16 protein-coding genes are annotated in these 14205 nt (G+C 59.6%); 2 read left to right on the plus strand and 14 right to left on the minus strand.

The genetic code is table 11. The features are described from left to right. Positions 1 to 78 precede the first annotated feature (78 nt). Together G6N73_RS10495 and G6N73_RS10500 are read right to left on the minus strand one after the other, a co-directional pair. Positions 79 to 303, minus strand: a complete 225-nt coding sequence (locus tag G6N73_RS10495; protein ID WP_246251870.1) for a hypothetical protein — start codon at positions 301 to 303, stop codon at positions 79 to 81. Between the two features lie 3 nt (positions 304 to 306). Further along, complete coding sequence (locus tag G6N73_RS10500) at positions 307 to 987, minus strand: lysozyme (RefSeq protein ID WP_165027274.1); 681 nt, start codon at positions 985 to 987, stop codon at positions 307 to 309. Positions 988 to 1299: 312 nt separating this feature from the next. On the opposite strand from G6N73_RS10500, the gene G6N73_RS10505 reads away from it, so the two are divergent. Beyond that, the gene (locus G6N73_RS10505; RefSeq protein WP_165027277.1) at positions 1300 to 2364 is read left to right on the plus strand and encodes an acyltransferase family protein; all 1065 of its coding nucleotides are present in this window, start codon (positions 1300 to 1302) and stop codon (positions 2362 to 2364) included. Between the two features lie 8 nt (positions 2365 to 2372). Here G6N73_RS10505 and G6N73_RS10510 read toward each other — a convergent pair whose 3' ends face one another. The 6 genes from G6N73_RS10510 to G6N73_RS10530 all read right to left on the minus strand — a co-directional run bounded on the left by G6N73_RS10510 (position 2373) and on the right by G6N73_RS10530 (position 11402). Beyond that, the gene (locus G6N73_RS10510; RefSeq protein ID WP_165027280.1) at positions 2373 to 5024 is read right to left on the minus strand and encodes a hypothetical protein; all 2652 of its coding nucleotides are present in this window, start codon (positions 5022 to 5024) and stop codon (positions 2373 to 2375) included. A gap of 77 nt (positions 5025 to 5101) precedes the next feature. After that, positions 5102 to 7240, minus strand: a complete 2139-nt coding sequence (locus G6N73_RS10515) for a phage tail protein (RefSeq protein ID WP_246251873.1) — start codon at positions 7238 to 7240, stop codon at positions 5102 to 5104. Further along, positions 7237 to 7617 carry a DUF6950 family protein gene (locus G6N73_RS38550; RefSeq protein ID WP_425484071.1) on the minus strand — a complete coding sequence of 127 codons (381 nt, stop codon included), beginning with the start codon at positions 7615 to 7617 and terminating at the stop codon, positions 7237 to 7239. Before G6N73_RS38550 ends, G6N73_RS10515 begins: the two co-directional genes overlap by 4 nt. An 8-nt stretch (positions 7618 to 7625) precedes the next feature. Further along, positions 7626 to 8222 carry a hypothetical protein gene (locus G6N73_RS10520; RefSeq protein WP_165027283.1) on the minus strand — a complete coding sequence of 199 codons (597 nt, stop codon included), beginning with the start codon at positions 8220 to 8222 and terminating at the stop codon, positions 7626 to 7628. A gap of 3 nt (positions 8223 to 8225) precedes the next feature. Then, positions 8226 to 8900: a hypothetical protein gene (locus G6N73_RS10525; RefSeq protein WP_165027286.1), complete on the minus strand. Its 675-nt coding sequence runs from the start codon at positions 8898 to 8900 to the stop codon at positions 8226 to 8228. Continuing rightward, positions 8901 to 11402, minus strand: a complete 2502-nt coding sequence (locus tag G6N73_RS10530; RefSeq protein ID WP_165027289.1) for a phage tail length tape measure family protein — start codon at positions 11400 to 11402, stop codon at positions 8901 to 8903. Positions 11403 to 11445: 43 nt separating this feature from the next. Here G6N73_RS10530 and G6N73_RS10535 point away from each other — a divergent pair, with 43 nt between their 5' ends. Then, positions 11446 to 11739, plus strand: coding sequence for a hypothetical protein (locus tag G6N73_RS10535; protein ID WP_165027292.1), 294 nt, complete (start codon positions 11446 to 11448; stop codon positions 11737 to 11739). 119 nt (positions 11740 to 11858) lie between these two features. Here the strand turns inward: G6N73_RS10535 and G6N73_RS10540 are convergent, their stop codons facing one another. From G6N73_RS10540 to G6N73_RS10565, 6 genes are all read right to left on the minus strand, one after another. Further along, positions 11859 to 12311, minus strand: a complete 453-nt coding sequence (locus G6N73_RS10540) for a gene transfer agent family protein (RefSeq protein ID WP_165027294.1) — start codon at positions 12309 to 12311, stop codon at positions 11859 to 11861. After that, complete coding sequence (locus G6N73_RS10545; protein ID WP_165027297.1) at positions 12311 to 12745, minus strand: phage tail tube protein; 435 nt, start codon at positions 12743 to 12745, stop codon at positions 12311 to 12313. The genes G6N73_RS10540 and G6N73_RS10545 overlap by 1 nt, the downstream gene beginning before the upstream one ends. 71 nt (positions 12746 to 12816) lie before the next feature. Continuing rightward, positions 12817 to 13239, minus strand: coding sequence for a DUF3168 domain-containing protein (locus G6N73_RS10550; protein WP_165027299.1), 423 nt, complete (start codon positions 13237 to 13239; stop codon positions 12817 to 12819). Then, positions 13236 to 13694, minus strand: a complete 459-nt coding sequence (locus G6N73_RS10555; protein WP_165027301.1) for an HK97 gp10 family phage protein — start codon at positions 13692 to 13694, stop codon at positions 13236 to 13238. The genes G6N73_RS10550 and G6N73_RS10555 overlap by 4 nt, the downstream gene beginning before the upstream one ends. Further along, on the minus strand, positions 13678 to 13857 hold the full coding sequence (locus tag G6N73_RS10560; RefSeq protein WP_206078794.1) for a hypothetical protein: 180 nt from the start codon (positions 13855 to 13857) through the stop codon (positions 13678 to 13680). The genes G6N73_RS10555 and G6N73_RS10560 overlap by 17 nt, the downstream gene beginning before the upstream one ends. Further along, positions 13854 to 14204 carry a head-tail adaptor protein gene (locus tag G6N73_RS10565; protein ID WP_165027305.1) on the minus strand — a complete coding sequence of 117 codons (351 nt, stop codon included), beginning with the start codon at positions 14202 to 14204 and terminating at the stop codon, positions 13854 to 13856. The genes G6N73_RS10560 and G6N73_RS10565 overlap by 4 nt, the downstream gene beginning before the upstream one ends. Position 14205: the final 1 nt, after the last annotated feature.

The following is a 14205-nucleotide window of genomic DNA, read 5'->3' on the forward strand; positions in this document are numbered from 1 at the left end:
ACACGACATAGGCCGCCAGCGGCATGCCGATAGCGAATACACCCACCAGCAGCACGGCTACGCCGCCAGCCGCATCCATCACATATCCACTTCGCGACGGCGGCGCAGGTACTCGGTGAGCAGGCCGTTCGCAATCAGGAAGTATGGGAAGTAGTCGCCAAAGACCGGCGCAAGCAGCGTCGGGTCAATGGTAGACGCCACCTCAATTAGAATGCCGGCAAACATCTGCAGGCGCGCCCAAAAGATGGTCTCGCTATCGGCGAAGAATGTTTTGATTTTGGTCCACATGGTTGTAGGCGTCATGGGTTATTTCCTTCCGAAGATTGCGCGGAGAAGGTCCGCAATGATCGCAAACAGCGTGCGCTTAGCCGGCGACAACGTGGGCGCTAGCGGCTTGCTGCCGGGATTTGGCTTGCGGTCCAGAACAGGCTCGACCGGCGAGGCAAAAGCAGCCCGCAGTTCCTTAGAAACATTAATCCGCTTGGCGCTTGACCAGACAGGAGTCATCTTCGCGGTCAGCCTAGTGTACTCAGTCATTGTGCCGTTGTTGGACCACTTGCCGCTAAAGAAAAGGTCGCGCTCTTTTATGCGCCTCCCCGTTATTTCTTTCGGCGTAACCCAATTCATGAACGCCTTTTTTGCGCCCGCGATATCGCCTGCCTTGAACAACTTCACCCAAGACGCGCGCTCGATGGCACCCGTATTCCAATGGAAGCTGAGCGCCGCGGCGAATTGCGCCTTGGTCAGTTTGTGACCCGCAAATGCACGATTGACGCCGGCCGCGTAGTTGGTGAGCGCCCACACGTACACGTTCATGCAATGCTGGACGGTCTGCGGCTTTCCGACATAGCGCGAAACCGCGTGGCCGGTGGCCTTTGTCATCCCGACGCACCACGTCAGGACGCCGACCGAGTCTTTGTAGGCTTGGCGGATAAGCGCCTCGTGCGCGGCGACTTCCATCGCCACGTCATAGTCGACACGGTTCATACTATTTCCTTTCGGCAGTGGTCTTCGTCAGCCACAGCCCACCCCACGAGGCGGCAGAATAGGCAGTCTGGCCCACGCGCTAGTGCGCTTGGCCCGGCTTGCCGGCTGCGGCAGTGAGAAACGACCACGCCACGTCAGACCGCCGCCGCCGTGCGAGCACGGTCGGCGCTGATCCTTTCAGCGTTGAATACTAGGACGAGGCATGCGAAACCGGCGGGCGGGTGCGGCGAAAGCCGGTTCAGGGACCACCGGTAGTCAACCTAGCTTCATTGCTCTAGGGTGCTCAGGAATTTTATAGTGGGGACAACCGGCTTGACGGAGCACATCCGATCACTGGACGGACTGCGCGGGCTTGCCGCATACATCGTCTTCATCTCGCATTTCTCGAGCCTGACTGGATTCACGGGTGGGGTTCTGGGGAATGGTGGCGGCCAATTGGGCGTCATGCTCTTCTTCGCCCTGTCCGGATTCTTGATGTCTCATCTCTATTTTCCGGAGAGGCCGACACCAACCAATATCTGGACCTTTTTTCAGCGGCGATTTGCGCGAGTGATCCCTTTGTTCCTCGCTGTGGTACTCACGAGCTTTGCCCTCACGCTGGTGTTTTCTCATTGGCATTTCTGGGCCTATCACATCAAGTCATGGCAAGACGTGGTGGCTCACCTCGCCATGATGCGGGGCGATCACGTACTTTGGACCGTGATAGTCGAAGTCAAGTTCTACCTGATGCTGCCGGCGCTCTGGATCTTCTACTGGCTTCGGCCGAGATGGTTCCTGCCGCTTCTGTTGGGATTGATCGCGGCTGTATTTGTGTATCAGCGGGTCGTCACCGGGCCGGAAACTTCGGTTCAATCGGTTTTCTATGCCGGCCATTATTTCCTCGCAGGCGTGGTGGTTTTTGTAGTGCTGAAGCACCTCCCGAATGACGCCCCGTGGAACGCCGCTTTTGCCACCGCACTCGCCGCGGTCCCTATTCTCTATCCGTCCTTTGAGGTGCTGGTATCCCTTCCAGCCGCAGGGCAGTCGCTTCGCGCGACCGCTCAGGAAATGTGGTCGAGCCCGATCTACTTAATAGTTGTCGCTGCGCTGCTCGCTACAACCGTGAAATCGGGTTGGGCAAATCGGCTATTTGGGAGCACTCCGCTCCGGTTCCTCGGAGCCGTCAGTTACTCTTTCTACCTGCTCCACATGCCGGTGCTCTGGTATTTGAACAGGTTCACGCCGCTTGGAGAGCACGTGTGGCTGTTCTTCCTCGTTTCTCACGCTCTTGTACTGACCGTCTCGACCGTTAGCTTCTACGCAATAGAGCGGCCGGCCAGGCTATGGATCACCGCGCTCGGGAGCAAAGCAACGGCAGTGCCGCAACCGGCAGAGTAGCCATCCCCTTAAGGCCCGACCGAAGCCATCGCGTATTCCGCCTCGATACGGCGGTCCTGTGTGGTGCGGCTATAGATGAACATGATCGGAGTCAGGAAAACGGTCGGATCGACTGCATTCGCGAGCGTGGAACCGACTTGCGTGTTGTCGATGAAGAAGTCGGCGCTGCCGTCCGTATTCACCTCAACGCTCAACACTTGATAGGTATCGAGCACCGGAGCCGTTCCGGTCGCCATAACCGCGGTGTCCACGTCGTTTTTGACCCCAAGGCCAACCCAGCGGTCGGGGTCGTCCATGATGGTATGGAAGCAGAAGCCCACCGCGTTGCTCGCGTTCGACGTGATGGCGCCCGCCGCGCCGAGTTCGATCGGGAATTCAAGTGTGGAATTCTGGTCTGTGAAGCCTATGAACGCGCCCACAGCCGCGACCGAAATGCGGATCCGCATCTTTACATCGAACCGCAGGCGCCCATCAGCGGCACGATATTGCAAGAAGCTTCCAACAAGCGCCGTGCCGTTAACCGCCACGCTGGCGGCCGCGCCGTCACCGCTGGTTAGCCGCAGGTCCGTGGCCGGGCTGACAGCCGCGCCAATGGCGTTAGTGCCGTCCGAGCCAAGCAGCGGGGTCCAGCGCCCGGTGGCATAGGCACCCCCGAACATCTCGCGGACGGCGGCGGAATTCTTGCCTCCCCACAGGCCGAACGACACGTTGTCGTGACGGTAGTTGATCATGCAATCAACCGCCTGGTTGTTCTGGAAGCGGTCGCGGACGAGCCGGCGCGAGTTCTCGGTTGCCCAATAGCCCCAAAAACAGTCGCGCGCGATGTTGCCAAAGGCATTCACGAAGCGCTGATCGTCGTCGGCAGCGTAGCCGCGCTCAAACCCCTCCATGATGTTGCCGTAGACATTGGCTCCAAACACCGGGCCATCGTTGGTTACGTCGTTGGCAAACAGGATTCCCCGGCTGTCGACGCTGTTGCGGCCCGGCCCCTTCGCGGTGTTGCCGGAAATGACGATGTTCCGAGGTGACACCGACGAGCCGGTTCCAACGTTATTGTCGAGCAAGCGGATCGCCGTAGCGCCCGCCTCCGTCAGGTTCATCACATTGTTGGCGACAACCGAGCCGTCAGCGCTTTCCTCGATATGGATGCCTGAACCCGCCCCGCGAATGTTGCAGTTGACGACCCGAACCCGCTTGCCATTGCCGATGCCGTAATGATGAATGACCCCGGAGCGATCGAGACAATCGCGCGTGTCGCAACCGTCAAATTCCCAGTCTTCCGACAGGCAGCCCGGCGCATTGATTGCGAAGCCTTCACGGAAGAAATCATGGCCGAAAAAGCCGCTGCCGAAGCGCACCCGGCGGGTGATTGCACTGGTTTGCAGGTGGTCGTTCAGATAGAAGCGGTTGAGAAAGCTCCATTCACAGTCATCGACATATAGCCCCGACCATTCCGAATTCTGCCGCTGGATCGCATGAACCTGCCAGTTCAGCGTGTTGTCAGGATCAGCCCCCGTGAAGGCCACGCCGCCGTTGATGTTGACGCCGAGAAGCGACAGGTTGGTAGAGTTTCCGAGCGAGAAGCACAGGGCAATACCGGTCACGCTGCTTACAAACCGTAGTCCGATGTCACGGAATACGATGTCTGCCGCATTAACGTTGAATATCGTTCGCGTGCCACCCGTGCAGACGATTTCAAGAATGCTGTCTTCCGGCCCGTCACCAAAGAACTCCAAACCAGTCGGTGGCGTCAGGCTGACCAATGTCGAATAGTCCAACCGCGTCACGCCTGCCGGTAGATAGAGACGGCGCTTGGTGCCTTCTGACGTAATGGTAGAAAATGCGGTCGCGATGACCGCCCGACCATCGGTCGCTCCGTCGACCACTAGGCCGAAGTCATCCACGAGGTGACGATAGTCGCGACGCAGATATGATTTTTCATATCCAGTGCCGTCCGCCTTCACGTACAGCAGCTTGCCGGCGTCGGCGGCGCTGACCGGAGGGAGGTTTACGCCTGCGGCACTTGCAGCGGCATCGGCAGCGGCCTGTTCCGCGGCAGCGCGATCGGCCGAAGTAGCAACATCAGAAATCAGTCGGAACGTCGTGCCCGACACATAGCCAGCAACGATTGCGCCTGCCGCCAGATAACCTGACAATACGTCATTGCCGTTGTTCGTCTTGATTGTGAGCGCCGAACCGCCGTTGAACGCAACGGTCGCGGCGTCTGTGTTCGTCTCAAAGATGTTGAGTGCGATCAGCGCCCCGCCATCAGCCGACGGAACCGGCACACTCGTCGTCGCGACGATAGCGTTCGCCGTACCCGCTCCAGCATCTGCCGCCTTGATGAAGCTATAAGGAAGGTCCGCCATGCGGGACCAGGAGCCAGTTCCGGAGGCGCCGGCTTTCTGGTAGATGCCGTTGTTGGCAACGGTCGGGTCGGCCACGACCCAGCCCATTGAGCCGGGACCGTGATTCAGTGCAACATCAAGCGACGATTTCAGCCCGTAGACTAGGCTGCTACCTGCTGCGGCGGATTGAACGAACGTTTCAACCCAAACGCCCCACTCGCGAATCTTCGCCTTAAGCGGCTTGTTCGTACCCGAAGCCGGAACACCGTCCGTAACAAAATCGCGCCAAACGTTATCGGCCAGATCCACCATTTGGGGATGCTCCTAAAAGAAAAGGCCGCGCGAGCGGCCGTAATTGGGTGGATGGTGGTGTACGGCGACCCGATGCGCTAAGTCACAACGACCGCGCCGGTAGCCACTGAAGCAGACTCAACGCCAGAGCCGTTGCGCGCCTTCAGCCAGTAATAGTAAGTGGCTGGCGCCAAAGCCGCGTCCGTGTAGGCATCGGAGTTCGAAGCCGGGCCGTACTCGGTATGCACCAGCGCCGCCGAACCTTCGACATTCACAGTGTTGCGCCGGATGTTAACCGCGCTAAAGTTAGCGCTGTTCGGCGACGTCCAGGAAAGGTCAACTTCACCAACGCCCCCAACGGCACCAACGCCCGTAACCGGACCCGGCGCAGTCGTATCGGCAACCGGCGTAGTTATTTCGCTGTCAGTCCATTCGCCAGTACGGCCCGTAATCGTAACGTGGCGAACTTGCGCCTCGTATTCCGAGCCGTCCGACAGTGCGGCTGTCTGGCCTTCTGTAGCGCCCTCGGCTATGGACACAGTGTTCCACTCGGTATCGCCAGCAGACGTTAGTTTGTACCGCCCCTGAACCTTGAGCGACACGGAAGGTGGCGCGTCGAACGCCAGTACGCCGAAAGGCACCAACGAAGTGCCCACCGTTATTCGGTCGACCGTAAACGAAAAGTTCGTCGGAAGCGGAATCGTGCGGTCAACCGTAGTCTCCTCCGAAATCGGCTCCGTACCTTCCTCGGTCGCGGCATCCCAATCGTAGGCGACAGACGGCATTGATGCGACCTGCAAGGTGACTCCCTGCAAAATACCGCCTTCACCAATGTCAAACCGGAAGTCCTGAATTTCAAAGACTTCATCTATCGAAAACAGCGGATACGTTATCCGCACAAACCGCTTGCCGAACGCAGCCATAGCCTTCAGGTTGCATGAGAACGAACCAATCCAATTCGGCTTGGCGCGGTACGCAGCAAGTTTCATCAGTCTGCGTGTCTGCCCGTGCGATGGCGACATATTGAACGCCAGGTCCGAAACGATTTCGCCGCGCAAAGCAACGTCGTCTTCGTCAATCCACTGGTCGGCATCCGTCGCCTGATAATCATGGAAAGGCGAAGTGTAGGTTGCCCGAATGATGTTCGCAGTCGTTAGAACGTCCCGACCCCGGCTCAATTCCGTGAAGCCAACAATAGCGTCGGCGTCCAAGACAACGGTAGGCTCGGCCCACGTTCCAACGTCGAGCGTAAGCCCGCCGTCCGGCGTAGGCACCAAGCGCGCGTCGGCGGCTGGCAGCATTCGGCCAAGCACGTCGGCGGGCCGCTCGTTGAGCGCGTATGAACCCCAAATGCGGTAGCTGTCTTCCGTGCCGCCAGCCTTTAGCGGAACGTTTTCGGTGCAGCGATTATACGCGGTGAGCCATCCTGCCGCCGCCTGCGTGGTGTTAACCAGCGACGAAGGCAGGCGCATGCCGTCTGAATGAATGATATAATCGCGAATTACAGCGGCCGCGTTGTCTGTCCAAACGGTTGTCGCTGTAGACGGATCATAAACCTTGCTGGTGCGCGCAACTATGCGGTAAAGCGTGTGCGCGCCGCTGGGGAAGGTCTCAGAGAAGTCCTCTGCCCTTACGCCAGTCTGCTGAACGAAAATGCTCGATACGCCGTCGCCGCGGTGAGACGAATCCCACTCCGGAAACTCTGCCGTTACTTCCGAATAGTGCGTTTCTGTCGGTAAACCGAGGCGGCTTCTAATCCGCACCTGTCCGTTCAGTTCGCCACCGCTGTTTACCCAACCGGAGCCGTCGAGCGTTACGAGCCGGTCGTCAACGTAATATTCCTCTATCGCATCGAGTTGGCCGGTTCCGGTCGCGATGACTTTGTAAATAGCGCCGTTCTTGCTTTCCAGAAACGCAAGCGTGCCCGACATCTTGGTGCGGCCATAGTGGCGCACGCGCGGAGCGGTTGGGTTTTTGGTCGTAACCTGAACGTCTTCTGGCTTGGGCGCCTGCTGCTTGAATAGCGATGCTGACAGGAACGAAAGACCGACAGAAAGGCCGATGCTGAGCGCGCCTGTAATGGCGCTGATGGCAAGCGCGGACCCCGCCAGGCCGATGGTAATTGAGTTCGAGGCGAGGACGGCAAACACGATGCCCTCAAGGCCGGTGCGCCCCTGCTTAATAGCGCGGCGGCTATTCCCGTCCCACGTGATAAGGTCCGACAGTCTGGCTTTCATACCGCCCACGCCTTCCAAAAGTTGTCGATTGGCGCTCCGACCAAGCCGTCCTCATGACGCGAGGACCAGCCCATGGAAGTGCGGATTGCGATGCAGACGCGGCGGTCAAACAGCACCAAGCCAATGTCGCCCGGCTTCGGCCCTGGCGTACGCCTAAAGCCCGCCCTCCGCATTGCTCGGTTAACGCGCGCGGGCAGCGCGTAAGGATGCGTGATGCACTCCATCGCCGCTTCGCGCGAACCGTTCCATTCGTCACTAGAAATAGGCGACACACCGCGCGCCGTTTGTAACCAGCGGTCGGCCGTGCTGCAGCAGTCCGTTACGCCCCATGCAAACGGCCTTGCGGCCTCGGCGGCCACGAACTCGTCAACAGTCATGGATAGCCCTAAAAGTCCGGATACGTGATCGTCTTATTCAACAGCGAACTAACGAAACCAAAGAACTTGTCGCCCGGCGAGCGGCCCTGCTGATCGCGATCAGTGTATCTGCCGTACGGAGGGCGGCTGCGGTTGAAGAACACGTTCTCAGCAACAATCGTGACCGACTGCGTTCCGCCTTCCGTGCCGCGCATAGGTGTCCGCGAAATCCGTGGTGGTTGCATATAGCCGAACCACACGGGCAGCGGCGAGCCTACCGGCTGCCAATCGCTATCAAACAGCACCAGCGAAATCGTAACCGGCTGTTGGTCTACTTCCGGTGTGTCGGCCAAAGCCGACGTCAGGAAGTCCAGCGCTTGGTCTGGCAAGCCATCCAGGCTTAGCGTCACCGACTGCGATTGCGTACCGTCGCCATGGCCGAGACCTTCGATTACGCCGTAGCCCTTCATGGGCAAATACGTATTTGCGCCGATGACCAGAGGCGTATTACCGTTCCAGGCGTATTTGGTGCCGGTCGTGGCGAAATCGAACTTTACTACGAAGTCAGCCCTAACTGTGCTTGCCGCCAAGATGGCGAGTTGCGCCTCCGTAAAGAATTCAGCCATGGCTCAGATGTCCTCTAGGAACGCGACGCTCGGAGAACCGAAGCGCCTGCCGGCTAATTCCAAATTCATGGAATCATCCGCCGCCAAACGACACCTCAGAATTGGATTATCGAATTCCAACCGATCGCCTGCCGTAACCGCTTCCCGCAAGGGCGGCCTAAACGTTAGTGCGCCAGTGTCTGCGTCGAACGTTCGCACTCGATAGAGGCGGCCGTCGCCGACGCTAAAATGCTGCCCGCTTTCGATATCGCCCGCGTAATTTACCGTGACCGTCATCGAGACAGCGCGCACCGCAGCGTTAGCCGCGGCAACCACGTCGATAACCGTGCCGACATAGCCTGTGTCGTCATCGAAGTAGGCGTCGTCGGAATGCGGAACCTCATCGTAAAGGCCAGCCGCTACGGCGCCTGCTGGTACAGGTTGGTAGGCGCGGCAAATTGGTATGTTTATTGGATTGAGTTGGCCTTCCAAAAGGTTGGCGATGGCGCGGAACGCCAACACTTCAGCGCGGCTCCTTATAATAATTCCGCCGAGTGTAATTTTAAACAGGCCGGCATCCGACGAAACAACCTGCGAAAAGCCAGAAACAGACGCTGGCCCGCGAAGAGATCGGGGCGAGACGTCCACAGAAATGTCGCGGGCGCGCAGTACGTGAATCGGCCAAAGCAGTGTGGCCATTTACAACTCCCTCGCCTGCGCTTGCGCCATCCGCCCGCCGAACGACCGATTCATCTGCTTGTCGTAAGTCGCCAAGCCCTGCCGCGTGGTCTGCGTAGCCGTCCTCTGGCTTACCGATTCAACGAACGGCATAAGATTGCCGTTGTTGTCTGCCGATACGCCGACCGTTACGTGGACGGCTTGCGGAGCAGCGGCGGAACTACCCTTCGGAATGACGACTTCACCCTTCTGCAGGATCGCGGGCACCTCGCCTGGCATAAGCCCTGCAACGCCGCCCTGGTGATAACGCCGTGCGCCCGCAAACACCGATGGGGAGACCGCGCGGCCGTGCCCATAGCCGTCCTGCCCAGCCACGCCGCCATTGTGCAAAATGCCGGGGATGATCGCGCCCCCGAAGAGGCCGCCACCTCCTCCGAACAGACCGCCGCCGCCACCGCCGAACAACGCATTCAGGCCGACATCGAGCAGCTTGTCGCCTACCTTCTGCAGCGCATTGGCGAACGCCTCCGATGCGTCCTTGCCTTCCCGAAGGTCTTGGATAAAGCCGCCGAGCAAATCCTTGCTGAACTCGCTGAATTCCACCGCCGCCTGCGCCGCTCGCTCCTGGCTGGCCCGCAACTGATCTGCACTGGCCGAAGCCCTTGCATAGTTTCCGGCCAGTTGGTCGATTTGAGCGGCAAGGGCCGGCGTTACCTCAACACCGGCTTTCTTGGCATCGTTGAGGAGATGCTGCTTGATGCGCGCCTTTTCGACCTCGAATCCATAGTCCTCGATCAGAGGATTTAGCCGGCCCTGCGCTTCGATCTCGGCATTGATCAGATCTATGCGCGCCTGAATCTGCTGGGTGCTACCGGCGAAGATATCGGCCGGAGTCCGCTTCTCTCGCGCCGTCCTCGTCGATGTCGATGCGCTGGCGCGGCGTTCCGCATAGGAGATGGCATCGTCGACCGTTCGGCCGCCGCCGAGAATGGTTGGGTTGGCATTGATCGACGCCTGCGAAATCAGACCGGCGAGAGGCGTTCCAGGTGCGGCTCGAAGAACCTTTGCGGCATCGCCCGCGCCGAGGAAATGCGAGAGCTGCAGCGCAGCCTCGTTGACCGAGACGCCGGCCCGCTGAAGCACCGCCGCGTTTTCCTTGGCATACGCCCTGATCAGAGAACGGCTAACGTCCGCGTCCTTGCGAAGCTCAAGGATCGCATCGCGACCCATGGTCTGAGCGCGTTCGGGAAAATGGCGCCGGAACAGTTCGAGCCAAGTCGATTTTAGGAATTGGCCAACCCCCGTCGCCGAGGAATCGCGATTTTTGGCGTTCGGGTCGCCCCCGCTTTCCGCCTTGATCACACGGTCGACGAAGCTGTCGATCGCGCCACTTGCCCGTTCGAGATCCCGCTCGAACTGCGAAGGTGTGTTGGAGGCCCGGAAATCCTGCAACTGGCCCGGGTTGAGGAATTGCCCGCCGCCGCTTGTGATCGGGCCGAGGCCTCCCAGCGTTCCGAGCGGCGTCCGCTGGAAGAAATCGCGGATAGCGTTCTCAGCACGAAGCTGGTTCGCCGCGTCAATGGCGCGCTCAAGCTCATCCGCAATCTGGCCGATGCTATCAGCCATGTCCTTTGCGGCGGGAATGCCGGTATTCTTGAACAGATCGTTGAGCGCAGCCTGAACCTGACGCAGCCGTTCGAACTTGGCGTTGCCAGCCTCGACCTCTTCGAAGAGTGTGTTGAATACCTTCTGCAGCTTCAGGATATCAGTGTCTTCGGTCCCCGCCTGCTGGAGGTCGACGACAAGCCGGCCGATCTCTCCGCGAACGTCCTTAATGATCTCCCGGATCTTCTCGTATTCGCCCTGCGCGACAGCCTCGACCGCGGTGGTAATCTCCGTCTCTTCCTGAAGCCGCTTGCGCTCGTCATTGTATTTTTTCAGCGCGGGGAGTGCATCGCCCCACTTCTGGGCGACCTTATCGATCAGCTCGGCCTCTTCCTTCAGAGCCTTTGCCATATCCTTGCTGTCGCCAAGGAACGAAGTGACGTATTGGACCGCCGCACCGCCGAGGCCAATGATGGCGATCGTCGCCAGCGACACCGGGTTAATCAGCGAAGCGAATGCTCCGCCAAGAGCAGCCACTGCGCCACGCGCGCCGCCTTGCCCGAGCACCTGGTTGATCTGCGTGCCCTGTTGGAGAGCTATCAGGAATGGCGACTGGCCGCCGGCAAGCTGCACGCCGATATCGTTGATCTGCGCGGCCAGGTTGCCGGTCTGAAGGCTCGACACCTTCATCGCCTGACCAAACTTGGCAGCGCTCTGCGAGCCTTTCGAAAACGCCCGGTTGCCGTTGTCCGCTATCTTGTCGAAGGCTTTGCCGCCGACGTCGCCCATGCTGTCGAACTGCTGCTGAATGACAGCAGTCGTCTTCGCCGTGTCGCCAGTCAAACGCGAAAGCGCGCGCTGCATCTGGCGCACGTCTGCCGAAATGCTTAGAACAAGATCTTCAGTATCGCCGGCCATGGGGGGTCTCGCTATGCGCGCATTGGTAGCAATCACGTGTGTGATGGTGATCGCAGCAGTCACTTATTTTTTCTGGGGCGAGTATCGCGCCTACGAAGCGCAGCAAGCCGCCGAACAAGCACGAGTCCGGCAAATCGTCCGCGACACCACCGTAGGGCGGGCATCAGAACTGGCGAGGTCGGGAACTTGCACCGCCCTCGCCACACGCCTGGTGGATACCTCCGGCCACATCAGCAAGGGCGACAGGTTGGATGCGCGTACATGCGCTATCCACGCAGATCTGGGAGCCTATGAGCGCAACACGTTCGATCGCTTCAAGGCGCAGATCGCCGAGTAGCTACTTGCTTTGAAGCCAATCCCAGAGCTCGTCCTGCTCGCTGCCAGACAATCTCTTGTCGCCGTCGGGGTCATTCGCTCGCGCATGGCCATCAAGGGCGGCCATGTACTGCCAGACGCTCATCCGGCCGACTTCTTGCGGCGTGAAGCCGAGGATGGCTCCGTTCCCGTAGATGGCGGCAAATCGGAGTTTTCCGTTGGGGAGAGGGACTTCTCCTCCTCCGGACTTGCCGCCTCGGATTTTTTTCCGACTTCATCCTCGTCGGATGCCCCCAGAAGCCCCGCGCCCAGCACGCGCTGCGCGACGACGAGGTTTTCCAGAGGCGGCCGGCCTTCGACGTAGGACCGCGTGAGCTTGAGCGCCGCGATCGGTTCCATGCCGCCGCCGATCAGGCCAAGCCGGATCGTCGAGGCGATGTCCTGAACAAGCCACCGGCCAGTGAGGAGTCTGTCGAGGATCACATACGGGCCGGTGTCGCGCTCCTCCTGGAGCTTCTCAATTTCGCCCCATGCGAGGCGAAAATGATAAGTGTCATCCGCGAAGTCGAGCGTGACTGAAGCGTCGCGGCTCATTAGGTCACCACGCGCGTCATGACGCCGTCTGACTGGAGCGAAACCGAGGCGGTTGCCCGCTGGGCGTTCTGTGCGCCGACGTCAAAGTTCTCGACGTGCATGCTGCCAGTCCAGGTGATCGTCTTGGCGGGAAACTCCCACTCGACCTTGACGGCAACAGAGTCCACATCCTCCCAAGCGTCGAGCCACGTCTCGACGGATTCGGACGCAAGAACGCCTTCTCCGCTTACGGACATGGAGAGCGACACCGCATCGCGACCAAGCCAGTCGACCGAGTCCGGATCGTCACAGTCGGGAATCTGGAAATCGTTCAGCGCCTTGTTGAGAGTGATTGATTTCGATGTGAAACCGCACGGCGCGGTGTATGTTCCGCCACCCGTCAGGTCGAGTAGGACGCGGACTTTGCCGCCTTTTATGGTCGTCGGCTGTGCCAATGTCGTGGCTCCTTCAAAATGAAAAAGCCCGCACAATGGCGGGCTGTTGGTGGGTACGTTCTAGGTGAGGGTTACGGCTGCTCTACGAAGGCTTCGAAGGTGAGGACCGCGTGACTGGAGAGGCCGTCGGGATCACGGAAAGTCCGGTTCTCTCGGCACTCAAAGTAGACGAGCGCATTGGCGCTTAAGGCGAATTCGGCATCCGATAACGCAGCCCGCACAGCATCAGCTAGGTCGTGGACTTGCGGAAACCCAACACTCCTAGACCAGCAATCTATGTCGACGAATATCTGGAAGCCGTTGATGCAATCAGCGTCGTCCGAAATCTCCTGCCAATTGGCTATTCCAACAAACGGGAAGGTCGCGGAAACGTCGCCCGTCGTCGACCGCGGAACATGGTCGTAGATGCGCTGTTCGACCAACGCAGCCACAGTCGCGTCCGCCTTTAGGCGCGAGACGATCGCGCCCTGCAGTTCTTTGGCTGGCGAGGTCATTTGTTACGAACCCTGCGAACGGCCTTGCTAACTGCACCCGCCATCATGCGGCGAAGGCGCTTTCGAAACGCCCTATAGGTCGGGAAGATGTGCGGAATGGCTGGACCAGCACCGACAGACTTGCCCGATTTGTGAAACCGCTCGGCGGTGCCGAATTCGAGCAGATGCCAAAGCGGGCTCGCGAAAATCCCGGTCGCGTTCGGATCCTTAGTTTGACCCTTTGCGCCTTTCCTCGGCTTCGCTACCTCCCGACCGGCAATGCGTTCGCCTTTGATACTGGCAGCATATTGCCCGCCGCCAGGCTCTCCTACGGGCGCCCTTGGGCGGATGCGCTCCGCCAGTTCCTGCGCGCCCTCAAGCTGGGCCTTGGCAAGCTCCTTCTCGGCTTCGGGAACCAATTGCCGCAATCGACGCATGACCGCATCACGGCCCTCAATTTTAGTTTTGATGCGCATCGGATTTCTTCGACTTCGAGAAACGAACGGCCTTGGCTGCCTTCACTGCTTTCGCGGCGCAGAGCGTGGTTACGTTCACCTCCTGGCCGGCGCGGTAGGCGATGGTTACCTGCGGACACGGCTTCCAATCGAAATCCGTGGTGAAGCGAACCCAAGGCATCAAGCCGCAACTCCTTTTTCAACCAGGAGCGAGATCCATGCGCGATCGGTTTCATGCGTCACATCGCGAATGGCAAAGGCGGAACCATTGCGAGTATCGACCAGCCGCCAATCGGAGGTGATCTGCCTTGTGGCCGAAGATGCCCGTACGGAGACGATCATCGGGTGACGGTTTTCGAGGCGCGCGGCAATCACGCCCTCGCCTCCCCGCAAGTGTTGGTAAGCAGCGCTGACGGTGAACTGGGTCTCGAAGTCGCCGCTGACCGTGTTGCCGTAACCATCGTCGACTTCGGTTCGCTTCTGGCAGTCGACTCGATATTTGAGGCTGCCCGCGGCTGGCTTCTTCGCCATG

Origin of the sequence: Allomesorhizobium camelthorni, assembly GCF_011045125.1 — a bacterium.
Taxonomy (GTDB): Bacteria; Pseudomonadota; Alphaproteobacteria; order Rhizobiales; family Rhizobiaceae; genus Allomesorhizobium; species Allomesorhizobium camelthorni.